General features: G+C 44.4%; 24 protein-coding genes and 1 pseudogene. 11 read left to right on the plus strand and 14 right to left on the minus strand.

The genetic code is table 11. From position 1 onward, the window contains the following. Positions 1–5: 5 nt before the first annotated feature. A complete protein-coding gene (locus O8C68_09300) occupies positions 6–413 on the minus strand; it encodes a CBS domain-containing protein (GenBank protein MCZ7395996.1) in 408 nt (135 codons plus the stop codon). A gap of 149 nt (positions 414–562) precedes the next feature. Between O8C68_09300 and O8C68_09305 the strand changes: the two genes are divergently transcribed. Both O8C68_09305 and O8C68_09310 read left to right on the plus strand, forming a co-directional pair. Beyond that, positions 563–1033 (plus strand): Hsp20/alpha crystallin family protein, encoded by a 471-nt coding sequence (locus tag O8C68_09305; GenBank protein ID MCZ7395997.1) that lies wholly within the window; start codon positions 563–565, stop codon positions 1031–1033. Between the two features lie 37 nt (positions 1034–1070). Next, a pseudogene (locus O8C68_09310) lies at positions 1071–1178 on the plus strand (IS5/IS1182 family transposase). Positions 1179–1393: 215 nt separating this feature from the next. Here O8C68_09310 and O8C68_09315 read toward each other — a convergent pair. Next, a complete protein-coding gene (locus tag O8C68_09315; GenBank protein MCZ7395998.1) occupies positions 1394–2836 on the minus strand; it encodes an RtcB family protein in 1443 nt (480 codons plus the stop codon). A 9-nt stretch (positions 2837–2845) separates the two neighbouring features. Continuing rightward, positions 2846–3271, minus strand: coding sequence for an archease (locus tag O8C68_09320; GenBank protein ID MCZ7395999.1), 426 nt, complete (start codon positions 3269–3271; stop codon positions 2846–2848). A gap of 413 nt (positions 3272–3684) precedes the next feature. Here O8C68_09320 and O8C68_09325 point away from each other — a divergent pair, with 413 nt between their 5' ends. The 4 genes from O8C68_09325 (at position 3685) to hisD (ending at position 6399) form a co-directional block, all read left to right on the plus strand. Further along, positions 3685–3873 carry a hypothetical protein gene (locus O8C68_09325; protein MCZ7396000.1) on the plus strand — a complete coding sequence of 63 codons (189 nt, stop codon included), beginning with the start codon at positions 3685–3687 and terminating at the stop codon, positions 3871–3873. Positions 3874–3951: 78 nt separating this feature from the next. After that, complete coding sequence (gene pcm / locus O8C68_09330; protein MCZ7396001.1) at positions 3952–4737, plus strand: protein-L-isoaspartate O-methyltransferase; 786 nt, start codon at positions 3952–3954, stop codon at positions 4735–4737. A gap of 7 nt (positions 4738–4744) precedes the next feature. Beyond that, a complete protein-coding gene (locus O8C68_09335; GenBank protein MCZ7396002.1) occupies positions 4745–5041 on the plus strand; it encodes a hypothetical protein in 297 nt (98 codons plus the stop codon). A gap of 80 nt (positions 5042–5121) precedes the next feature. Continuing rightward, positions 5122–6399, plus strand: coding sequence for a histidinol dehydrogenase (hisD, locus tag O8C68_09340; GenBank protein ID MCZ7396003.1), 1278 nt, complete (start codon positions 5122–5124; stop codon positions 6397–6399). A gap of 18 nt (positions 6400–6417) precedes the next feature. Here hisD and O8C68_09345 read toward each other — a convergent pair whose 3' ends face one another. After that, positions 6418–7173, minus strand: a complete 756-nt coding sequence (locus O8C68_09345) for a 3-oxoacyl-ACP reductase FabG (protein ID MCZ7396004.1) — start codon at positions 7171–7173, stop codon at positions 6418–6420. A gap of 231 nt (positions 7174–7404) precedes the next feature. Between O8C68_09345 and thsB the strand changes: the two genes are divergently transcribed. The 5 genes from thsB (at position 7405) to O8C68_09370 (ending at position 12171) form a co-directional block, all read left to right on the plus strand. After that, on the plus strand, positions 7405–9054 hold the full coding sequence (thsB, locus tag O8C68_09350) for a thermosome subunit beta (GenBank protein ID MCZ7396005.1): 1650 nt from the start codon (positions 7405–7407) through the stop codon (positions 9052–9054). Between the two features lie 16 nt (positions 9055–9070). Next, positions 9071–9262: a hypothetical protein gene (locus O8C68_09355; protein MCZ7396006.1), complete on the plus strand. Its 192-nt coding sequence runs from the start codon at positions 9071–9073 to the stop codon at positions 9260–9262. 204 nt (positions 9263–9466) lie between these two features. Further along, positions 9467–10462: an ATP-binding cassette domain-containing protein gene (locus O8C68_09360; GenBank protein ID MCZ7396007.1), complete on the plus strand. Its 996-nt coding sequence runs from the start codon at positions 9467–9469 to the stop codon at positions 10460–10462. A gap of 2 nt (positions 10463–10464) precedes the next feature. Next, positions 10465–11235, plus strand: coding sequence for an ABC transporter permease (locus O8C68_09365; protein ID MCZ7396008.1), 771 nt, complete (start codon positions 10465–10467; stop codon positions 11233–11235). A 576-nt stretch (positions 11236–11811) separates the two neighbouring features. Next, entirely contained in the window at positions 11812–12171 is a 360-nt protein-coding gene (locus O8C68_09370; protein MCZ7396009.1) for a dual specificity protein phosphatase family protein, read from the plus strand. Positions 12172–12695: 524 nt separating this feature from the next. Here O8C68_09370 and O8C68_09375 read toward each other — a convergent pair. The 10 genes from O8C68_09375 to O8C68_09420 all read right to left on the minus strand — a co-directional run bounded on the left by O8C68_09375 (position 12696) and on the right by O8C68_09420 (position 22351). Further along, positions 12696–15959: an ATP-dependent DNA helicase gene (locus O8C68_09375; GenBank protein MCZ7396010.1), complete on the minus strand. Its 3264-nt coding sequence runs from the start codon at positions 15957–15959 to the stop codon at positions 12696–12698. A gap of 81 nt (positions 15960–16040) precedes the next feature. After that, the gene (locus tag O8C68_09380) at positions 16041–16307 is read right to left on the minus strand and encodes a type II toxin-antitoxin system RelE/ParE family toxin (GenBank protein ID MCZ7396011.1); all 267 of its coding nucleotides are present in this window, start codon (positions 16305–16307) and stop codon (positions 16041–16043) included. Beyond that, the gene (locus tag O8C68_09385) at positions 16304–16540 is read right to left on the minus strand and encodes a hypothetical protein (protein ID MCZ7396012.1); all 237 of its coding nucleotides are present in this window, start codon (positions 16538–16540) and stop codon (positions 16304–16306) included. The genes O8C68_09380 and O8C68_09385 overlap by 4 nt, the downstream gene beginning before the upstream one ends. Before the next feature lie 133 nt (positions 16541–16673). After that, positions 16674–17618 carry a PHP domain-containing protein gene (locus O8C68_09390; GenBank protein MCZ7396013.1) on the minus strand — a complete coding sequence of 315 codons (945 nt, stop codon included), beginning with the start codon at positions 17616–17618 and terminating at the stop codon, positions 16674–16676. Positions 17619–17655: 37 nt separating this feature from the next. Next, positions 17656–18909 (minus strand): ABC transporter permease, encoded by a 1254-nt coding sequence (locus O8C68_09395; GenBank protein ID MCZ7396014.1) that lies wholly within the window; start codon positions 18907–18909, stop codon positions 17656–17658. Next, positions 18906–19613, minus strand: a complete 708-nt coding sequence (locus tag O8C68_09400; GenBank protein MCZ7396015.1) for a hypothetical protein — start codon at positions 19611–19613, stop codon at positions 18906–18908. Before O8C68_09400 ends, O8C68_09395 begins: the two co-directional genes overlap by 4 nt. 10 nt (positions 19614–19623) lie before the next feature. Further along, positions 19624–20031, minus strand: a complete 408-nt coding sequence (locus tag O8C68_09405) for a hypothetical protein (protein MCZ7396016.1) — start codon at positions 20029–20031, stop codon at positions 19624–19626. 31 nt (positions 20032–20062) lie between these two features. After that, on the minus strand, positions 20063–21235 hold the full coding sequence (locus tag O8C68_09410; GenBank protein MCZ7396017.1) for a hypothetical protein: 1173 nt from the start codon (positions 21233–21235) through the stop codon (positions 20063–20065). Between the two features lie 35 nt (positions 21236–21270). Next, positions 21271–21948, minus strand: coding sequence for an ABC transporter ATP-binding protein (locus O8C68_09415; protein MCZ7396018.1), 678 nt, complete (start codon positions 21946–21948; stop codon positions 21271–21273). Between the two features lie 4 nt (positions 21949–21952). Next, positions 21953–22351, minus strand: a complete 399-nt coding sequence (locus O8C68_09420) for a hypothetical protein (protein ID MCZ7396019.1) — start codon at positions 22349–22351, stop codon at positions 21953–21955. Positions 22352–22372: the final 21 nt, after the last annotated feature.

Raw genomic sequence — 22372 nt, forward strand, 5'->3', positions numbered from 1 at the left:
AATCGCTAAAAACTGTCCCTCCCAATCTCCTTAACTATATCGCTGGCGCTGATTATGCCAACAGGCATCTGGGGTTCGCTTAAATCCCTGCCCATCACCAGTAACCTGTGTATGTGTTTCTTCTGCATTACATCTGCGGCCTGCTCAAGAGTCGTCTCCGGTCGGATAGTTTCCACATACGGGGTCATTATCTCCTCGGCTGTAAGAAGCTCCCAGTTCCGTTTACCAAAGTGGCGCAGCACATCGCATTCGGAGACTATTCCCATTGCTCCTCTCTCCGGACCTACTACAGCAACTCCGGATACCTCTTCCCTTGCCATAATCTTAGAAATCTCTTTGATTGAGAGCGTCGATGGGATGGTTACCACCCTCTTCGTCATCACATCCTTGAGTAACTTGACTTTCTTTTTCAAAACTTTGCCTCCCAAATAAGTGAATTTAGAGTTCTACGATTAAATAGCTGTCGCAGAATGATGATACCATAAGCTACATGTATGATTAAGAATCATATACTATTGGGGCTAAAAAGAGCCTTGAGCAAAAATAAGTGGAGGTTAGAAAGATGTCAGACATGTTTGACGAATTTAGAAGATTTCAAGAGACTATGAACAGAATGTTTGAAGAACAATGGGGCGTACCAGCACCAGGCAGGCTGTTGCTACCACCAGGCGAAAGAGCTATTGAAAAATATGAAAGACCTTTTGCCAACATCAGGAAACCATTTGTCGATATGGTTGAGACAGATAAAGAAATTATAGCTACGGCAGAAATGCCTGGTCTGGAGAAAGAAGATATCAAAATCAATCTCACTGAAGATAAGCTTGAGATCTCAGCTGAGACGAGACATGAAGAAGAAAAACGAGAGAAAGGTTATGTATATAAAGAGAGAAGAAGTGGAAGCTATTATCGTGCGATATCTCTACCATCTCCAGTAGATTCTGACAATTCCAAGGCTTCATATAATAATGGAGTTCTTGAGATAAAGATGCCAAAAACAGAAATTAAGAAAAAGACACCAGTAATGGTTGAGTGAATTTACGATAAAATTATGGTATAGAGTAAATGCCCCGGTAGTGGAAAGGACACATTCCTGGTTGAATCGCTTCCGAAGACTGCTTATCATATGGGAGAAAAAGCTTGAGCACTATACTGCAATGCTACATTTTGCATGGGCATGATTTACTTTCAGAGCGGCTGAACTTTTCGGATAGGTTCTAAATGCGAACATGTGCGGCGGCTGCAGGTATTGCGAGATGATCATCGAACGCCAAACATAGGTGAGTTCCAGAACGGGACGATTTAAGGGAAGGTTTGAATGAGGTCATCGTGCCAATATGATTCACTTGCTTTGCTGTCTTTTAAGGTTTGGAATGACTGAATATCCCGGAAAAATTTAGCCTTTTATATTTCCAATAGGTCTTAGACCCACAACTTTCCTTGAGATTCCTGCCATCTCCATTGTATCGACAACCTCTGAAATGTCCTTGTAGGCAAATCCGGCTTCCTCGGCTAGTCCTGCCATGGAGACTGCCCTTACTATAATCCCCGCCCTCTCCATCTCCTTTTTAAGCTCAGCTCCAATAACCTTCTTCTTTGCCGCAGTCCTTGACATGGTTCGACCTGAGCCGTGCATTGTGGAGCCAAAGGTTTCCTTCATAGCCTTCTCGGTACCAACGAGAAGATACGAACCTGTCTCCATCGAACCGCCAACAATTACTGGCTGGCCTATTTTCCTGTAAATTTGCGGTATCTCTTTCCTCCCGGGTCCGAAGCATCGTGTTGAACCTTTTCTATGGACAAGGAGTTCTTTCTCTTCCCCATCAACTTCGTGGGTTTCGATCTTCGCAACATTGTGGGCAACATCGTATATTATATCCATTCCCAATTCTTCTGGCTCTTTACCAAAAACCTGGCTGAAGCCCTCCCTGACCCTGTGGACTATCACCTGTCGGTTTGCAAAGGCTACATTCGCGGCGCAGGTCATAGCCTTGTAGTAGTCCTGCCCCTCAGGAGAATTAAATGGGGCGCAGGCAAGCTCCCTGTCCCTGACCACGATCCCGTATTTCCTCATAGCAGTATCAAAGACCTTCAGGTAGTCTGTTGCGACCTGGTGCCCGAAGCCCCGGGAGCCGCAATGAATCATCACGAGGATCTGGTTCTCGAAGATTCCGAATGCTTTAGCCACATTTTTATCAAATATTTTCTCAGGCGTAGCAACCTGTATCTCAAGATAGTGGTTCCCTGAGCCAAGGGTGCCAAGCTGGGATATCCCCCGGCTTATGGCTTTCTCGCTCACCTTGGAAGGGTCAGCGCCTGGCATGCAGCCGTATTCTTCTATCCTTTCCTTGTCATGTTCCCATCCGTAGCCTTTCTCGATGCACCAGTCTATTCCGTGAATCATCACCCTCTTGAATTCTTCTACCGACAGCTTCACCAATCCCTTGCTTCCCACCCCGGCAGGCACGGTTTTGAATAGAATATCTACCAGTTCCCTTATCCTGGGCTTGACCTCACTGACAGTCAAGTCTGTTCGGATAAGCCTCATCCCGCAGTTGATATCAAAACCTATCCCGCCGGGAGATATGACTCCATTCTCTTTGGAGAAGGCAGCCACCCCGCCTATTGGGAAGCCGTATCCCCAGTGACCGTCAGGCATACAGTATGAGTATTTTATTATCCCTGGAAGACATGCCACATTTGTAACCTGCTCGAATACCCCTTTATCCATCTCGCCAAGAAGCTTCTCAGTGGCGTATATTCTGGCAGGTACAAGCATGCCCTCCTTTTCTGTGGTCGGGATTTCCCAGATGTAATCAGATATCTTTCTTATTTCCATACTAACCCCCTATATATCCAGGATAACCCTGGCAGTCCAGTTTTCCTCTGTTTTTTTAACTTCGAACATATGAAAGGTAACAGCCTTCACATCTGACCTGAGGCTGTGTTTTTGTTGGTTGATATTCTCGCCTGAGACCCTTGCCTTTAGCTCATAAGCATCATTTTTTTGAATTTTTACATCAAATTTGCAAAAGAGAACTGCCTCAGCATCCTTCAGGTAGACCAGCTCTGAGAGCCAGTCAAAGAGAAGACCGTCGACAGCCTCGTTTTTCAGCTCAAATTCCCTGGTTATCCGCGGCTCCACCCCCTTCGTGTCAACCATTATCTCAAAGGTAGCAATCGCTGCCTCTACAAAAAGTTCTTCTAAGGTTCTACCCTCGGCTTCGAAGGCTGCATCGCCGGTTGCAATATCCTCAAGAAATCTATAAGGCATTTGATCTCCGCTCCCTATTCTTCAGATTAGCCTCCAGCCCTATAAAATTTGGCTTTTTATGTTTTAAAGCATTGCCAATGAGTTATCAGTTCTGATAACCAAAATTTATAAATATCATCAATATCAAACAAATAAAATGGAGAGCAAACCGGGTTGATCATTATCTGGACTTGCGGTAGTCCCATAAGTTTAGAATGATGTAGAAATGCCAAACATGGGTAAAACTGTGTGCGGAATAACTATGGATTTGGTTCCCGCCCGGGCTTGAATCCCTTTTAAGCATCCAGGGCTTTGTGATTTTCGTGCCAGATACGAAGGTTGAAGACCAGGTCACAATCGAGATCGGGCGGAACATGCGGAAATTCGCGATCGCAACCCTTGCTGAGAAGAACCAAAACAAAGGAGATTAACATATGAGCGACGAAAGAAGAGGCGGCTTCCGCGAAAGAAGAGGTGGCTTTAGACCGAGCGGTCCGAGAGAGATGCACAAAGCAACTTGTGCAGACTGTGGTAAGGAAACTGAAGTACCTTTCAAGCCATCTGGCGACAGACCGGTATACTGCCAGGAATGCTACCAGAAACATAAACCAAAGAGATATTAAGTAAAACGGGCGCTGATAGAATAATATCGCTGCCCTCATACTTTTTTATTGTTTACCATCAGCCGAGGGCTTGTCGATATGGAATTAGAATTTCCGTCAAATAAGGAAAAGCACTGGAAGATTGTCATGGAACCTTTAATAAATAGCAATCATGATAAAAATAAAAATCAGGGCTGGATAATCCCTCCGCCAAAAGAACCTGCTAAAAGCAAAGAAGAATTTAAAAAGGAAAGGGTGAAGAAAGTGAGATGGCTAATAAGCCAGGGCTTTCTCAGGTCAGAACGCATAAAGGATGCAATGCTGAAGGTTCCGAGGGAAGATTTTATACCACCTCTTTACAGGGATTATGCCTATATTGAAGTCCCTCTCCCCCTGCCTGGCGAGAAGGCGACCATTTCATGCCCGCACAGCTATCCTCTTTTTTACGAACCTCTTGGTCTGGATAAAGGCCATAGATTTCTCGAAGTTGGTCTTGGATCTGGCTACGGCACTGCTCTAGCAAGAGAGATCGTTGGAGCAGAAGGTCTCGTTGTATCCATCGAAATCGACCCGTTGACATTCGAATTTGCTAGAAAAAATCTCGAAAATTTAGGTTATAGGGATATTATCCTTGTGAAAGGGGACGGAGGTCTTGGGTATCCAGAGATGTCCCCCTATGACCGGATCTGTATCACTGCAGCATGCATCGAGATTCCACCTCCTTTGATAGAACAGCTCAGGATAGGCGGAAGGCTAATTGCACCTGTGATAGAACATGGGGTTCAGAATCTTGTCTTGCTTGAAAAGAGCGAAAAACGTATCATAAGAAAGGTTATCTGTGAGGTGCTGTACATTACTTTAAGGGGAAAGTATGGGGGAAAGTGAGGAGTAAATGAAAGAGATTACCTTCATCGATGGTAAGACAAAGATAAGAATAAAAAATAACAATCTATCAGCATATCTGGAAAGAATCGAAGCTGCTGGTTATGTGGTAAAGGCAAATAAATGCAAGGGCAAGGAAGGGTGGAAAGACGTGTTGATGATAGGTAACGTAAGGGATTTTGAGGAATTTTTCAGCGGAAAGGTTGCAATAAAAGAGATCTACAAACAGTTTCCCCAGATATACCGCCTTATTTTTAACCATGGAGAAATCATACTGTATATGCTCCAGGATCATGAGATTGTTTAACAACTGCATGAGGCTATTTTTAAAAGCTATTCCATTAAGATTATCAGCTTGAAGGATAATTTTCTATTGGGGTGTTATTCATGCTGTACAAAAAAATTTCTGAACTTACCCAGGAAGATTTGGAACAGATTATGATGAGAGAAATGGATTTTTTTAAAGTCATGGATGATGCGAGCGCAATAATAAGTGAGGTTGAAAAAGAGGGCGATGAAGCTTTAAGAAAGTTTACGAAGAAATTTGATGGGGCAGATATAGTGGACATCGAAGTGGAAGACGGCGAGATAGAGAATGCCTACGAAGAGGTAAAATCAGAACTCATCGAAGCTCTGGAAAATGCTGCCACTAATATAGCAGCCTATCATGGCAGCCAGGTAGAAGCAGGTCTTTCGCTTACCGAGGTTGAGCCAGGTCTTACCCTCGGCTACAAAGTAACACCTATCGCAAGTGTGGGCGTCTATGTGCCAGGCGGAACTGCTGCATATCCTTCCACGGCGCTTATGACTGTAATTCCAGCAAAAGTAGCAGGGGTTATGGAAGTAATAGTATGTACGCCGCCGAACAAAGAAGGAAAAATCAACCCGCTTACACTTGTAGCGGCAGACATGGCAGGGGCGGACAGGATATTCAAGGTAGGCGGGGCGCAGGCGATTGCAGCCATGGCTTTTGGAACAGAGACCATACCATCGGTGGATAAGATAGTGGGGCCAGGCAGCGTTTATGTTACAGCAGCAAAGATGCTTGTCAGGAACACGGTCGAGATAGATTTTCCGGCAGGCCCTTCAGAAATAGTTGTTCTTGCAGACGAAAGCAGAGAGGCAGGTTGGATAGCGGCAGATATGATAGCGCAGGTCGAGCATGACCCAAAGGCTAAAGCCATTCTGATTACAACGTCTTCTAAGCTTGCGGAGGAAGTTAAAAAAGAACTTGAGCTTCAGTCAAAAATTCTGCCAAGAAGGGAAATTATTGAAAAATCTTTAGAACACGCTGCCATCCTGCTAGCAAGCCATATGGATGAATGCATAGTTACGTCAAACAAGCTTGCTCCGGAGCATTTGGAAATAATGGTAGCTGAGCCATTGAGTGTTCTTGAAAAGATACAGCATGCTGGTTCTATATCCATAGGCAAATATGCACCTGCTGCTGCAAGTGATTATGCTTCCGGCACTAACCATGTACTTCCAACAGGGGGATATGCGAGGATGGTGTCAGCCCTGAATGTAGACCATTTTATCAAGAAATCCTGTGTACAGATAATAAACGAATTCGGGCTAAAAAATTTGAAGGATACGATTGTCAGATTGGCTGAAGCTGAGGGATTTCAAGGTCACGTTGCTTCCGTAGAAAAAAGATTTAGATAAAGTATCAATAGAAAGCGATTATTTTATCGTCCATCCTCCATCTACGACAAGCGAAGCCCCAGTAATGAAATCTGCATCAGGAGAGGCAAGAAACACTGTTGCAGCTGCTATTTCCTCAGGTCTTCCTGCTCTTCCTGCCGGAGTCGCAGACATGAGTTCCTTTCTTGCATCCCTGTCTCTGAGAAGCTCCGAGGTCATAGGGGTCTCGACCACCCCGGGGCAAATAGCATTGATATTGATATGGGGGGCGTAATCCAGCGCCATCTCCTTTGTGAGGAGGATCAATCCTCCTTTTGATGCGCAATAGGCGGGACTCGCCGCGAAGCCCACGATACCGGCGATAGAGGCTATGTTGATAATCCTGCCCTTTATTACATCATTTTCGTTTTTTAGCATCTCAGGTATGGCACGCTTTGAGCAGAGAAAAGCCCCCTTCAGATTTACATCGATTACCGCGTCCCATTCTTCCTCGCTCGTCTCATGGGCAAGATGTGATCTGTAGATTCCCGCATTGTTAATAAGTATGTCAAGCCTCCCGAATTTTTCAATGGTTCTACTGATAAGCCGATCAACATCATCCGCTTTTGAGACATCAGCCTGCACTACGATATACATTCCCCCAACCTTCTTGATTCTATCCACCGTCTCCTGTGCCTTTCGTTCGTGGCAGTTGACCGTGACAGAGGCACCTTCTGCCGCAAAACATGCGGCGATTGCCTGACCAATCCCCGTCCCCGCTCCGGTAACGACTGCGACCTTGCCTTTGAGCCTCATAGCATGCCTCCTTGAACATTATATATTCCTTTCAAGTATTTTGTGTATATGTAACCAAATTTCATATAACCTCCCAATAGAAAATTCTATAGCACATAATATAAATGTTTGCTTTATACTACATTTATACTTCATTTCCGCTAATTATTAATACCTACAGGCTTATTCATAATATGTAGGGATTCTGCTCGTATAGATTTGAATAAAATAAAATTTTGATGGAGGTTAGTTATGGCAGGACAATTAGCAGGACAGCCAATCTATATTCTAAGAGAAGGCAGTCAAAGAACAAAAGGAAGAGAAGCGCAGCATAACAATATCATGGCTGCCAGGGCAGTAGCAGCGGCGGTCAGGACGACCCTGGGACCACAGGGTATGGATAAAATGCTCGTAGATTCACTCGGGGACATTGTGATCACGAATGATGGTGCGACCATTCTCCAGGCAATGGACATCGAGCATCCGGCAGCCAAGATGATCGTGGAAGTCGCAAAGACCCAGGATGATGAGGTCGGAGATGGCACAACAACGGCAGCAGTGCTTGCAGGTGAATTCCTGAAGAATGCTGAAGAACTCTTAGAGCAGGGTGTGCATCCCACAGTAATCGCCAGCGGATACAGGCTTGCATCGGTAAAAGCAAAAGAAATCCTTAAAACCCTTGCAAAACCAGTGACCTTGGAAGATAAGGATTTATTATTGAAAATCGCTGTGACAGCGATTACCGGAAAAGGAGCTGAAGCGTCCAAGGATGTTTTCGCCATTCTTGCGGTAAATGCCATATTAGCGGTGGTTGATAAAGAGAATGGCAAATATACGGCAGATATTGAAGATATCAAAGTTGAGAAAAAAGTGGGTAGCAGTATAGAAGCATCAGAGCTGATCGAAGGCATGGTAATCGATAAGGAAAGAGTCCATACCAACATGCCAAAGAAGGTCAAGGACGCGAAAATATTATTACTCAACGAAGCCCTCGAGATCAAAAAGACGGAAGTGGATGCTGAAATCTCAATAAAATCACCAGACCAGTTGCAGTTGTTCCTCGACCAGGAAGAACAGATGATACATGACATGGTCAACAAGGTGATTAAAAGCGGGGCAAACGTGGTCTTTGTGCAGAAAGGGATAGATGACCTCGCACAGCATTATCTTGCAAAAGCCGGCATATACGCAGCAAGGCGCGTAAAGAAAAGCGACATGGAAAAACTTGCCCGGGCTACAGGTGCAAAGACACTTACAAGCCTCAAGGAAATCAGCGAATCCGACCTTGGAAAAGCAGGTAATGTTGAAGAGAAGAAGATTGGCGACGAAGCCATGACCTATGTAACAGAGTGCCATAACCCCAAGGCAGTCTCCATTATTCTTCGCGGAGGAACCGAGCACGTGGTGGATGAAGCCGAGCGAGCGCTTCATGACGCATTGCGTGTTGTTGGAGTTGCAATCGAGGATGAGACACTTGTAGCAGGTGGCGGCTCACCTGAAGTTGAACTGGCGCTGCGCCTGCGAGAATACTCAGCCACATTAATAGGCAGGGAACAGCTGGCAGTCGCAAAATTTGCCGAGGCGCTTGAAATCATCCCCAGAACCCTGGCTGAAAATGCTGGTCTTGACCCCATTGATATGCTTGTGGAGATGCGAAGCCAGCACGAGAAGGGCAATAAGACAGCGGGGCTCAACGTGTTCACTGGAAAAGTCGTGGACATGTGGAAAGAAGGCGTGCTTGAGCCCCTCAGAGTAAAGACACAGGCTATCAGTTCTGCTACGGAGGCAGCCACCATGATCCTGAGGATAGATGATGTGCTTTCAAGCAAAGCCGCGCCTGCAGGAGGCATGCCACCCGGAGGCATGGGTGGTGGAATGGGCGGAATGGAAGGAATGGATTAAGGGAGGAGGTGTTAAAATGGTTGTATATCCGGAAGAAATTGTGGAAATGGCTAACCTTTTGATGAAAGATATTGCAGATTCAAAAGATGACCTTGACGTTACGTTGACCGCAAGTTTTGTGGATAGATGCACTGAACTAGTCAAAAACCTCGCAGAAAGCGTGGCTGAACTTCACCAGCGTGTGGACGTGCTCACAGAAAAAGATTAATCGCTTTGTGCCCGACATTCGCATCATAGGCATCCTATCATTTCAACAATCAAAGGTATATGCTTTTCCGGTGTAGGAGATGCGAAGAGGAGATTCCCATATGGAGTGCTACTTTGGTTAGGAAGACGAGCAACATTTACGAAGTATTGATATCAGGACATCGCAGCATTCATGTGATCAATCTATGAGGATACAGCTTACGATATGACTATTGCAATTGAAGTTAAAGGGCTTGTTAAGATTTATGATGGCAAGGTTCGAGCTTTAGATGGTGTTGATCTAAAAGTTAAAGCCGGAGATGTTTTTGCCCTGTTAGGCCCTAATGGATCGGGCAAAACTACATTGATGCGGATTTTAACAACTCAATTTAAACCCACATCCGGTGAAGCATCTATTTTCGGATTAGATGTTGTCAGGAGGGATGCTGAAGTCAGGAAAGTTATCAGCTACGTTCCTCAGGAGACGAGTGTCTGGACCGATATCAGCGGCTTTGAGAATCTTCTCATATATGCCAAAATTTACGGGCTTCCTTCTAGCTATAGGAAGAAGGTTATCCAGGATGCGCTAGAAAGCATGGGCATGGATGCGGTTGCGAATAACCTTGTTAAAACATACTCTGGCGGCATGATCAGGAGGCTTGAGATGGCATGTGCTATGCTCATTAGACCTAAGATTTTGTTTCTGGATGAACCTACATTAGGCCTGGATCCTTCTGCCAGAAAAGCTGTCTGGGAGAAGCTGACATCTTTTAAGAAGGAATATGATACAACTGTATTTTTTAACACACATTACATGGATGAGGCTGACCTTTACTCTGATGAGATAGCTATAATTGATAGGGGTAAGATTGTCAAGTTCGGTACGGCTGATGAACTTAAACATTCCATCAGGAGAGAGGTCATTCAATTCAGTTTAATGAATCATATTGTTGATGAAAATGTTTTAAAGAGGATTAGAGGTTTAGATTTTGTCAGCGACGTTATTATTTCCAATTCGGAACTCAGTGTCGTTGTTGAGGATGCAGAAACTGCGCTACCTGTTGTTATGGAGGTTCTAAGAAATGAGGGCATATCTGTAAAGAAAATATCTACGGACAGGCCAAATTTAGATGATGTATTCCTAAAGTATACTGGAACTGTGTCCTCGATAAGTGGCGTTAGTGAAATCAGGCAAGTTAGGAGTATTGGCAGGAAGAGATAGCTATGACGATGATGGATTCCCTGAGGGAAATGTTTGCTATGATAGAACTTGAGCTACGGAGGCTCAAGCATGACAGAGCTGAAATATTCACCAGGGCTATTCAACCAATTTTATGGTTAGCTGTTTATGGAACTGTCATGAGCCATGTTAAGGCTATACCTACTGATGGGATACCTTACCTCGATTATATCACTCCTGGCGTTTTGCTACAATCTACTATATTTGTATCGGTCTTTTATGGTTTAACTATCGTGTGGGAAAGAGAAACAGGAATTTTGAAAAAGCTTCTTGTTGCTCCAGCTTCAAGGTATGCTACTGTTATAGGCAGGTCTATAGCTTCAGGGGTCAGGGCGATTTTCCAGGTCTTGATAATTATACCAGTTGCGGTGCTTATTGGAGTTAATTTTGTACCGAACCCTCTATACTTCTTTACAGCGATTTTAATAATATTCTTTGTTTCAGGCGGGTTTGCCGCCCTCTCTATTTTTGTAGCATCTTTAATGAAAACCAGAGAGAGGTTCATGGGCATAGGTCAAGCTCTGATCATGCCGCTCTTCTTTGTCAGTAATGCTTTATATCCAATTAAGTTGATGCCCACTGTCTTACAATACTTCGCGATTTTTAATCCTCTGATTTATGCAGTGGATGCTGCGAGAGGTTTGATGATCAGCGGAGATCTGACTAATCTTCCATATGATATTGCGGCTATTGCAATTTTCGATACAATAATGTTTGCGGCGGCTTCAATAAGCTTCAGGAAAATTATAGAATAACTTGGCTCACTCAAGGTTAATGTTACAATTCGTTAGAAAAGATATCGTGTCCTATGCCTGACCAGGTATCGAGTGCTGTCGAGACCAATGGATTTCCAATCCGAGGTTCTTACAAGATAGCTTTTATAAACAAAAATATCCGAATTGTAATTTAACTATTTTGAAATATATTGGCCACTAGACACTTCCTAAATATGAAAGAAAAAATTTGAGGTCCAAATGTAATTGCTGGAGAAGAATAAGGTATGAAACATTCCCAATATCAACACGATAACAAGAATCCCTCGTTAACCTACTTGTTTACTTCTTTTCTGAGATTAGGAGCTACCTCATTTGGTGGCCCGGCTATGGTAGCCGACATTCACAAAATGGCAGTTGTAAATCAACGCCATGTTTCAGAAGTCAGGATATGTTATCTGCAAACCTATTTTGGGGGTAGTAAACTTACTCCTTTTACATAGGAATCCCCTAAGAAGAATCAGAAAAAAGAAGAGAAGAGTTTAAAATTACCTGGGTTATTTATTTACTTTGATTATGGAAATATTTCAAATAGACGAGAATTTGTATCAGAGTTCCATGATAGACGATGTGGAAAGGGTTAAGATATTTGACGCTTGCATCGATTTGGCAGGCGGCATAGACCCGGATGCAAGCGATTTTAAGATTTATCTAAAATGGACAATAGAAGATGCAGGATTGCCTGATTTGGATATTTTGAAGATAATTGCGTCTTTTGGATACGATTTGGTTTATAAAAAGAAGATGAAAGTTTTGGTTCATTGCGAAAAAGGGATCAATCGGGCAAGTTTGCTCAACGGCGTAATTTTGTGGATGAAAGGAATGAGGAGTCAAGAGATCGTTGATTATATCAGAGGCAAAAGACCGGGTGCTCTATTTAATCAAAATTTTGTAAATTATCTGATAAATTTGAAATGATGGATAATTAAGGAAGCGTTATGTTACGCTCCCGTATTCGAGTATCCTTATTCACATTTAAGAGAAACATCTTTCCAGTATCATGACTTTAGCTATCATTTTCTGAAGATTTTATCTCTTTTAGTTTATTACTTCACTCAATTTTCAACGGCTTTTTCTTCTTGATTTCTGTCTTGGGCATCTTTATTTCAAGAACACCTTTCTCATACAAGGCCTTGGAATTGTCAGGGTCAACAGGCGATGGCAGTGAAATTGCGAGATAATAACTCCCGCTGCGCCTTTCCCTGTATACATACCCCTTCTTTTCCTTTTTCTCCTCGTGCTCTGTCTCAGCTGATATCTCAAGCCTGCCCCTGGGTCAGAGCTTCCGTGGTTTCCCTGTTCAGCAGGATGCCCTGCACCTTCTCTCCGTCGTCCATGACCGCTTTCACGCGAAGGTCGTATGTTCTTTCCACCTTCCCGTGTTCGACGCATGCGCCTTTTACCAGCGCCCTGTTGCATTCTGGGCAGCTTATCCTATATTTTCAATCCCCACAATACAACCTAAATCCGCACTCCTCACAAGCCTTCTCATCCTTCGTCCTCTCAAACCCATGTTCATAATCATGTGCTATCTTCTTCGCTATCTCAATCATATCATCAATAGCATTCCCATCAAGCCCTTCCATCCGTGAACTGCCCGCGCTCTCAAACTTCCCATCCTTCAGTTCAAAAGTCCTGGGAATGGGAAGACCGAGCTGTTCCAGTGTGAGTCTTTTCACCTTGTATTTTGGATAAACATGTTCAATACCCAGGGCATACAGTAAAAGCTGTCGTGAGCGCTCAACAGGTACAGGTTCAGATTTCCCTGTCTTGTAATCGATGATCTCGATCGCATCCTTTGTCCCGGGGATCAGATCCACCCTGTCAATAAACCCCTTGAAAGTAAAACCTCCAAGCTGTACAGCGAATCTCTGCTCAACCATCAGGTTATTTGCAATTCTATTTTTGTTCCGCTCCCAGAATACATCGAGCGCTCCAGTTGCAGTTTCAATGTCAACGCCCCTGAAATCAGGTTCTTTTGCGACTGTATCCCTTATCTTATACAACCTTTCTTTTGTGGTAATCTTTTCACTCACTGCTATCTCAAGCACCTTATGAACAAAATTCCCCCTTCTCATGGCTCCGGTAGAATCTTCGGAATCGCGTGCAGGCATCCTGAGAAGCTCCAAGAGTTCATACTGGCGCGGACATCGCTCATAGGTACTTATTGAGGAATAGCTGAAAGTCATACTTGCGGGATTGAATTTCAATCCGTTCTTCTTTTCCTTTATCTTCCCTAAAATCCTGTCAGCATCATCGGTAGGGTCTATTTTTGACCAGTTGGAATCAATAAGCTCCTTAAAATCCGGCGTCTCCCCCACCCTCAGAGCCTGATACAGCAGCGCATTTTTCATGATTTCATTAAAATCTCCTGAATCAAGCGACTCTATAAGAAGCCTCTTACGCATTGCCTTTTCCCGTTCAAGCGCGCTATCCTTTACCATTTCCCTGACTTTGGTATCGGTATCCCTGAAATAACTGAGATCACCGATACTGATATTCCCCCCGGCTCTCCAGTTATTGTATCCAATATCCATAAGGAACTCGGAGGGCTCTCTTTCATCCTCTGCATATCTGGTCGCCAGGGTCAGGAAAAGATGTTCTTTTGCTCTTGTTAGCGCAACATAGGCGAGACGTCTTTCCTCTTCTTTTTTGATCTCTTTTTTGCGCTCCCTGATTGCCTTTTCAATATCTTTGACAGATTTATCCTCAAAGATGTCACTGTACTGCTCCATCAGTTCAGGAGGAATGAGTGGCTCTGCGCCTCCCCGGTACAGTGGGAATTTATCTTTTGCGAGGTTCGTGAGAAATACAACGCTGAATTCCAGCCCTTTCGCCGCATGTATGGTCATGAGGTTTATGGCATCCTCATCCGCTATCCTTGCAGGAGGCGGGTTGCCGTCCATCTCATCAAGGATCTCAAGATAATCTATGAACAGGCTCAGGTCCTTTCCATGGAACTCCTCAAAATTACTGGCCAATTCATGAAGCTGCCTGAGATTCAAAAGCGCTTCCCTGCTGCGCTTTGTGTCAGTGTGGGCGAATTGCCTTGAGAGACCCGACAGGTCATAGACCTCAAGGATCAGGTCTGATACATCAAGGTTCTTCTTGCCGCAAAGCGAATCTATCCTCTTTTTAACGTTGCTTATGGTCTCAAGACCGCTCTTTGAAAGTCCGAGCGCATCGATATTGTGATAGATGGCTTCCTGGAACGAGACCCATTTTTTCTTGAGGTATTCTCCTATCCTGATGGAATCTTCCTGGCTCAATGCATTATTGTAATGGAATATCCTCCACCATGCCTCTGTCCCGCGGGCTGCGGGATGGGAGATATTGTTGATCACATAAAGGTAAGCAAGAGCAGTCTTTATCTCAGGCTGCTTCAGGAAATCGGTATCATCTTTGACCCGGAAAGGCAAACCCCTGTTCTCAAGAGCCTGCCTCACCTTTCGTCCCTGGGCGTGAGTCCTGGATAATATGGCGATCTCTTTTGGAGGAATACCCTGTGCCAGAAAAACCTCGATATTCTCCACTATGGCTCTTGCTTCTTCGTTATCATCCTCTGTTTCAATGATACGGACGTTCTCACCTTCAATATCTTTGTGATTCTTGAGAAGCTGGCATTCATGCTTTTTCTCCTCAGAATAGTTCTTTTCGATCAGAGTGTGGGCGACTCTGAGAATCTTATTAGTCGACCTGAAACTGACATCCAGTGACACGATGCCTTTGTCTGAAAGGGTAAATTGCTTTTTGAACTCCTCGATATTATTGGTATACGCCCCACGGAATGCATAGATGGTCTGGTTTGGATCCGCCACCACTGTTATGTTCTTATTCGCTGCCGTGAGCTTCTTGATCAGTTCGAACTGGACATAGTTGGTATCCTGGAATTCATCAATGATGATGTAGCGGAATATATCGCTTAATTCCTGCGTGCCATACACGTCGAGATACCAGAGAGCGATCTTATTAAGGTCACCGTAATCCAGTGCGCCAATAGCTGATTTCTTTTCTTCGTATTTCTCCCAGGCTGATATGAAGTTTGAATATTTCAGGTATTCTTCATAGAGGTCTATGAATTCGGAGTATCGTTTTTTCTCTGCCTGTTTTGCCTTCTTATCTTCGTTGTCTTTGAATTCCTGAAGATGGAAGGTATTGAGCTTGAATTTGTATTCGCGATACAGTTCCTTCCATGTGCTCTCATCTTTTTCGATATCCTGAACCTGTTTCTTAAGCTTTTCAAGAAATTCTTTGAATTTGTTTATGGAGATATTCAGGTCTTTGGATTTTCCGATAGTGTTCGCATACAGGCTGGCGGTCCTTGCATCTGTCCCGAGTTCCCTGAATATGAAAATAGCTGAATCGATTTCCTCGAATATCTTGAAGTCGCCGGGAACTTTGCATCTGTCAGCGTGATCCTTGATGAGTTCGGCGCAGAATGAGTGGAAAGTCTTAACGATCACTTCCTTTCCCTGAAGGAGTTTCTCGACCTTTTCGCGCATGTTCCTTGCGGCTTCTTTGGAGAATGTAAGAGCGAGGATCTGGGAGGGGTCGATGGCTTCCTTTTCGACCATGTAAGCGATCTTGGCTGTGATGGTCGTGGTCTTGCCTGTGCCTGCGCCTGCGAGGATCAGTTGGGGGCCGTGGGTGTGTTTTATGGCTTCGAGCTGGCGGGGTTTTAAGGTTGAGAGGAGGGAGTTTAACAAATATACATCACTCCTGAATAATAATACTTTGCAAGAAATATTTTAGTTATTTTAGTGCGAGAATCCCATGTTTTCATATTCTCAACATTTCCGGTAAATCTTTTTCCTGTGACCTGCTTCTATCACCAGGATCAGCAAACGCTCATTTTCTAAGTAAAGGATAACCCGATATTCACCAACACGGTGAGTATATAGAGGATTCTTTTGTGTCCCTTTGATGTTTTTGACATGAGGATAAGGATTATCTTTAATGCTGTTTATTGATCGAATTATGCTCTGTGCAATTTCCAGAGGTAACTTTTTGAGATCCTCTCTTGCTTTTGAAGTGTATTCGACCTTATAACTCATTTCAGGTCAAACTCTGTCATGATATCTTCTTCGGAATGCATGCGTCCGTGTTTTATGTCTTCAAGAGCTTCTTCTATACCCTTTATCGCCTCATCGCTGAGCGGTTCTTCATCTATTGCCAGATTGGTCAATCTTTCTATAACGGAACTATATGATTCGCGAGAATGATATTTTAGAGAGGTAAGTTTATCCTTTACCTTTGGGTCTAAACAGATCGTTGTGGTAGCTATCATATATGTTACTATAGGTATCTATATGTAATATACTCTTCGGTAATTGATCCTTCGTAACCCCTTCGACAATATCCACGCCTTCAAGCGCCATCTGAAGGAAAACTGGCATCTACTGACATGGTGCCTTTTGTGATTACTTTTTTAGAGACGCTGCCACCCTGTCTTCAGCAAACGATGGTTCTCTCCAAAACTTGTTTTCATCCCATATCCTTTTGGCTTTTTTCCTTACAATTCTCTCACCAATCTCTGCGGATATTACGGGAATCGGCGGTACTAAATACAACGCTGAGCTTAACAATCCCAATATCTTATTGCGTTTTTTAATCCTGTCTATCCTTGCATGCAGTACATCTTCTTGCAGGGTTTGCCCGCGAAGCGACCTGTACGTGGCTCTACCTATTTCCATCGCCGCACCTTCACTCCAGCGGACGCAGGCTGCAAGTGATGTAGTCTCTCCCCCATAAGAAGTATTTTTCCGAAGTATTGCCTTTCTCAGGTCATCCCCTGTACAGCCTGAAAAAGTTGTATACGCGTTGCCAACCATTTCTATGGAATGCGCATCGCTTCCACCCATGCTGGCTTTCCCATTCGTAATACTCTTTCTTAAAGCGAGCCTGTTTGAATAGGGGTCGCGGTGTATGGCGTTGAAGACTTCAATCCCATCTAAATCCAGATACTTTACTTTGCGCCCAAGGCACGAGCAGTGCGGGCTGAATGGATGGGGTGCTACGGCAATCCCGCCCTGATTATGAATACGTTCTGCGGTTTCTTCTGCACCGAGCCCTGGTTCTATTCTTTCCTGGAGAAAAAGACCGATCATCTCGCCTTCGGCAGTAGAAATCTCTTCACCAATAACAATCACAATTCCTTGCAAACCTTCGGCATATTTTTGTGCTTTAAGAGCACCGGCTATAGAATTATGGTCTGTAATGCATAGAACATCAAGATCTCTCTTTATTGCAGCCTTGACAACCATATCCGGCTCGGATATTGAATCCGGAAACTGGGCAAGTGAATATTTGCTGAATCCTGAATATTTGGTATGGACATGCGTGTCAGCTTTTCTGCAATTTTCCAAGTTACAGCCAGGGATATTTTTCAATCAGATCACCATCCTATTGCTCAAACCGCAAAGCATCCACCGGGTTCATCTTTGCCGCCGTTCTTGCAGGCACGACACCTGAGATTATACCCACGAACACAGAGAAAGCAAGCGCAAAGATAAGAAGCCCAGGCGTGACAACCGCATTCATAGTCCCGCCCGGTCCTAGTGCCCTCAAGCCTATTACGGATATTATGACCGATATCAGTACTCCAAAAATGATTCCGAGCACTCCTCCCACGAACCCAAATAACCCTGATTCTATAAGGAAAAGTTTCATCACTTCATTATCTGTAGCGCCAAGAGCCTTGAGCAATCCTATCTGCCTTGTGCGTTCCATGACAGACATGAACATAGTGTTCGCGATACCCACAGCCCCTACGAGAAGCGAGACCGCCGCAATCGCAGCGAGAAAAAGCGATATGGCCTGGACAATGCTTGTTATCTGCTGCTGTATTGTTGCGAACGCTGTGACTGTAAAATCCCTGGTTCTTGGATTGACGTGCCTCTCAGGCATAAGTTTGTTTATAATATCCTGAGTTATCTGGTCCGCAAGCGATGGGTCGGTTATCTTTACCATGATTGAAGTAAATTGGTTTCTGGATACATTTTGAGTTATCACCTGCCGTGCGAAATCTGCAGTCATGTATACCCCATTATCTATCCCTCCTCCTCCAAAACCCCCTCCTGACGGGACAAAGATTCCCACTACCTTGAAAGTCTTGCCTCCTATTGTAATCGGTCTATTCAATGTAATCGGCTGTAAAAAGGTAGTATGAGCTAAAGAGTTGCCTATAACTACAGCGTTCGAATCGCCTGGCTGAAGGTACCTGCCTGCTTCAAGCTGCGTTGTGGCAAAGGAGCGCCAGACCGTGGTATCAACGCCACTTACGGACACAGAGGTCTTCTCTGTACCCAGTCTTATATCCGAACTGCCTGAAACCATGCCGTTTACATACAATACGCCCGGGACCTGCTTGATGGCGTTCACGTCTTTATCTGTGAGGTTAATAGTGGCACCGCCAGCGGCTCTTCCACCTTCAAAACCACCGCCGCCTGCCCGTGAAAACCCCGGGGTGACCGTAATCAAATCGGCTCCGAGGCTGCTCAGGCGAGCCTGCACACTCTCCTGCATGCCCTGTCCTATGGAGATAATAGCCACAACCGCGGCTACACCTATTACGATGCCTATTATAGTAAGCCAGCTTCGCATCTTGCTTTTCTTGACATGGCTCAGGGACAATCTGAAAATATCAAAAATCTTCATTTGTTCCCCTTCGATTTGTGCAGATAGGTTGTTATTTTTCTTCGCTGCCAGTACACAAACAGTAGTATAATAGCGATCACGGGCAGCCATGTTGTATAAAGTGTATTTCCTCTGCCTGCACCTGTCTGCGTTCCTGCTGATAGTTGTACAGCGAGGTTCTTTGCAATTGCATGCCTCATACCACTGGTATCGGTATACTGTATTACTATATTAAGAATGTTCCCTGCTCCTGGATTTTTCGTAATCTGGAATATTGCGGATGTGTAATCGCCAGGGTTTAAACTCCCAAGCACGGAAGAACTGCTTCCAACTGCAGTGAAGTTCTTCTGGTTCGGCAGGCTGACTGTCACAGCACTTGCAGGATTTATCCCTACATTGGCGACATTGAGCGAAAAAGAGCCCAGAGTCTCCTGATAACTTATCTCGAAATCAGTTGTTCCTGCGACAACCAGTCCGACAAAATTGTCGGATACGTAATTGTCCAGTCCAGTGATTTTTACAGGCAGATTATATACACCTGGAGTTGCGGTAATGTCTACAGCCATATCAAATGTAATTTCGACTTCATCTCCTGCCTTTAGATTGCCGAGAGAAAATTGCGTTCCTGCTCCCAGAATCGAAAAAGATGATTTCATACCCGTGCCGGTAAGGTCTATTTCAGCTACCGCGTTCTGTACTGTGCCTGTGCCTGTATTTTTAAACACAAGCGTCTCCCTATTGACGCTCTGTTACTACAGGCGATGGAATATTGCTGCTTATCTGTTGACCATGGTAAGTAACATACACATTGAAATAATAATCGCCTTCCGCTGCATCGGGGTTTACATGGATTTTGAACCTTGCGGTTTGCTGATCGCCCCAATCCACTATATTTCCAAGCGAATATGTATCTTCAAGTATAGTTACTGCATTGGCTGAGGCATTATCCTTGGGCAGAAGCCTGGCTGATACGTCATATAGAAATGGACCAAATCCCGCATTTATTATCGGTGCATAGACATAGATTGTATCCCCGGGATTAACAGGTGCATTTACAGTCACAAGATAATTTGATTGTGCTGACGCAACCTGTGTAAGCAACACCGCAGATACAACTACAAAAATTATATTTAATAGTTTCATGTTTCACCTGCTACAAAAATATCAAGAGCTTTCATTTATTCCCCTCAGGTTTGTGGAAATAGGTTGTTATTTTTCTTCGCTGCCAGTACAAAGCCAGTAGTATAATAGCGATCACGGGCACCCATGTTGTATAAAGTGCACTTCCTCTACCTGCGCCGGTCTGTGCTCCTGCCGATAGTTGTACAGCGAGGCTCTTTGTAATTGCATGCCTCATTCCACTGGTATCGGTATATTGTATCACAATATCCAGAATGTTCCCTCCTCCTGGATTTTTCGTAATCTGGAATATCGCGGATGTGTAGTCGCCCGGGTTCAAACTCCCGAGCACAGAAGAACTGCTTCCAACTGTAGTGAAATTCTTCTGTTGCGGCAGGCTGACGGTCACAGCACTGGCGGGATTTACTCCTACATTGGCGACATTGAGCGAAAAAGAGCCCAGGGTTTCCTGGTAACTTATCTCGAAATCAGTTGTTCCTGCGACAACAAGTCCTGCAAAATTATCGGATGAGTAATTGTTCATGCCTGTGATTGTTACAGGAAGATTATATGCACCTGGAGTTGCGGTAATATCTACAGCCAGGTCAAATGTGATATCAGCTTCATCGCCTGGTTTCAGGTTGCCGAGGGAGAACTTGGTTCCTCCGCCCAGGATTGAAAACACCGAATTGGTATTTGTATTCGTGCCTATTTCAGCTACAGCGTTCTGTACCGTGCCTGTGCCTGTATTTTTAAACCGCAGCGTCTCGTTATTTACGCTCATCGGTGCTATGATGCCAAGCGTTGAATTGAGAAGCACTACCACAGGTGTCCCCTTAATGGTCAATATCTGGTCTTTGATCTCGGTTGATACTATAGGTGCTGGAGTACTGCTACTTATCTGTTGACCCTTGAAGGTAATATATACATTGAAAAAATAATCGCCTTCCGCTGCGCCTGGGTTTACATGGATTTTGATCTTTGCGGTTCTCTGATCACCCCAGTCCTGTATAGTTCCCAGCGAATACGTTTCATCAAGTATGGTCACTGCATTGGCTGAGGCATTGTCCTTGGGCTCAAGTCTGACTGATACGTCATTCAGAAATCCATTACCAAATCCCGTATTATTTACCACGAAATAGACATAGGTAGTCTCTCCGGGATAGAGAGGTGCGCTTTCTGTCACAAGAGAATTAGATTGTGCGAACGCAAGATGTGTAAGCAACACTGCCGATATAACTATAAAAATTATATTTAATATTTTCATGTTTCACCTACTATTTTTCCATCCAGCATTTTCACAACTCTTCCTGCATATCCTGCAATTCTCGGGTCGTGCGTTATCATAACAATAGTTAATCCCTCGCTGTTTAAGCGTTTGAAAACATCCATTACTTCCCCTCCTGATTTTGTATCCAGATTCCCTGTAGGCTCATCCGCCAGGAGAATAGAAGGACCTGTGGAGAGCGCTCTTGCTACCGCTACTCTTTGCTGCTGCCCGCCTGATAACTGGGCTGGGAAATGGGCTCCGCGTTCAGCCAACCCGACAGTAACCAGAAGTTTTTTTGCTGTCTCCTCTACATCTCTCTCTGGAATTTCATGAATCCTCATCGGCAGTTGAATATTCTCAAGAGCTGTCAGGGTAGGATACAGGTTAAAAGTCTGGAATATGAACCCGATTTTTTTACCCCTTACACGCGCCAGTTCATTACTCTTGTATTCCGATATATCCCTGCCTTCAAGCAGCACCTTTCCGTGTGTTGGCATGTCCAGGCAGCCTATCATGTTCAGCATGGTTGACTTGCCGCATCCGCTCGGTCCTGTTATAGCTACGAACTCACCGGCTTTAATTGCCAGGTTTATTCCCTGAAGCGCGGGTACGTCAAACTCACCCATGCGGTAGATTTTCCAGACGCCCTGCAATTCCATTAGATTTTCCATCGTATCACCGGTTAAATAAACGCTCATGACCCCAGCGCTTTGGATTTTGATTCTGGTACTCCGTCATCCAGCCGCTGGATTCAATCCTGGTCTTTTCCACCACATTACCTGTATCCATGTCTACAAGAGCAGTCAGGGTTGTATTTCCCCGGGTGAGAACAACACGCACGACCTTTTTATCCCCGTTTGTGGTAGATATTATCGATCCGTGGTCCTGGACAGTAACATTATAGTTGATACCTCCAATTTCATCTTTTAACCCATTCTGAGCCGCATTTATCGCGAAAAACTTCTGACTCTCGTTAAGCTGGAATGCATGCGCCTCCATGTAGGTAGACCTGAGCCCGACAGCAACGACCAGCAGGACAATCATAACCAATGCCAATGTTTTCCAAATGTTCATCGTTGCTTATGGGATGAAAGA

This window comes from Candidatus Methanoperedens sp. (assembly GCA_027460525.1).
Lineage (GTDB): Archaea > Halobacteriota > Methanosarcinia > Methanosarcinales > Methanoperedenaceae > Methanoperedens.

Excerpts from the sequence above, each read along its gene's own strand:
- O8C68_09305 (MCZ7395997.1), top strand. The coding sequence starts at position 563 with ATGTCAGACATGTTTGACGAATTTAGAAGATTTCAAGAGACTATGAAC.
- O8C68_09315 (MCZ7395998.1), bottom strand. The coding sequence starts at position 2,836 with ATGGAAATAAGAAAGATATCTGATTACATCTGGGAAATCCCGACCACA.
- O8C68_09320 (MCZ7395999.1), bottom strand. The coding sequence starts at position 3,271 with ATGCCTTATAGATTTCTTGAGGATATTGCAACCGGCGATGCAGCCTTC.
- O8C68_09325 (MCZ7396000.1), top strand. The coding sequence starts at position 3,685 with ATGAGCGACGAAAGAAGAGGCGGCTTCCGCGAAAGAAGAGGTGGCTTT.
- pcm (MCZ7396001.1), top strand. The coding sequence starts at position 3,952 with ATGGAATTAGAATTTCCGTCAAATAAGGAAAAGCACTGGAAGATTGTC.
- O8C68_09335 (MCZ7396002.1), top strand. The coding sequence starts at position 4,745 with ATGAAAGAGATTACCTTCATCGATGGTAAGACAAAGATAAGAATAAAA.
- hisD (MCZ7396003.1), top strand. The coding sequence starts at position 5,122 with ATGCTGTACAAAAAAATTTCTGAACTTACCCAGGAAGATTTGGAACAG.
- O8C68_09345 (MCZ7396004.1), bottom strand. The coding sequence starts at position 7,173 with ATGAGGCTCAAAGGCAAGGTCGCAGTCGTTACCGGAGCGGGGACGGGG.
- thsB (MCZ7396005.1), top strand. The coding sequence starts at position 7,405 with ATGGCAGGACAATTAGCAGGACAGCCAATCTATATTCTAAGAGAAGGC.
- O8C68_09355 (MCZ7396006.1), top strand. The coding sequence starts at position 9,071 with ATGGTTGTATATCCGGAAGAAATTGTGGAAATGGCTAACCTTTTGATG.
- O8C68_09360 (MCZ7396007.1), top strand. The coding sequence starts at position 9,467 with ATGACTATTGCAATTGAAGTTAAAGGGCTTGTTAAGATTTATGATGGC.
- O8C68_09365 (MCZ7396008.1), top strand. The coding sequence starts at position 10,465 with ATGACGATGATGGATTCCCTGAGGGAAATGTTTGCTATGATAGAACTT.
- O8C68_09370 (MCZ7396009.1), top strand. The coding sequence starts at position 11,812 with ATGATAGACGATGTGGAAAGGGTTAAGATATTTGACGCTTGCATCGAT.
- O8C68_09380 (MCZ7396011.1), bottom strand. The coding sequence starts at position 16,307 with ATGAGTTATAAGGTCGAATACACTTCAAAAGCAAGAGAGGATCTCAAA.
- O8C68_09385 (MCZ7396012.1), bottom strand. The coding sequence starts at position 16,540 with ATGATAGCTACCACAACGATCTGTTTAGACCCAAAGGTAAAGGATAAA.
- O8C68_09395 (MCZ7396014.1), bottom strand. The coding sequence starts at position 18,909 with ATGAAGATTTTTGATATTTTCAGATTGTCCCTGAGCCATGTCAAGAAA.
- O8C68_09405 (MCZ7396016.1), bottom strand. The coding sequence starts at position 20,031 with ATGAAACTATTAAATATAATTTTTGTAGTTGTATCTGCGGTGTTGCTT.
- O8C68_09415 (MCZ7396018.1), bottom strand. The coding sequence starts at position 21,948 with ATGGAAAATCTAATGGAATTGCAGGGCGTCTGGAAAATCTACCGCATG.
- O8C68_09420 (MCZ7396019.1), bottom strand. The coding sequence starts at position 22,351 with ATGAACATTTGGAAAACATTGGCATTGGTTATGATTGTCCTGCTGGTC.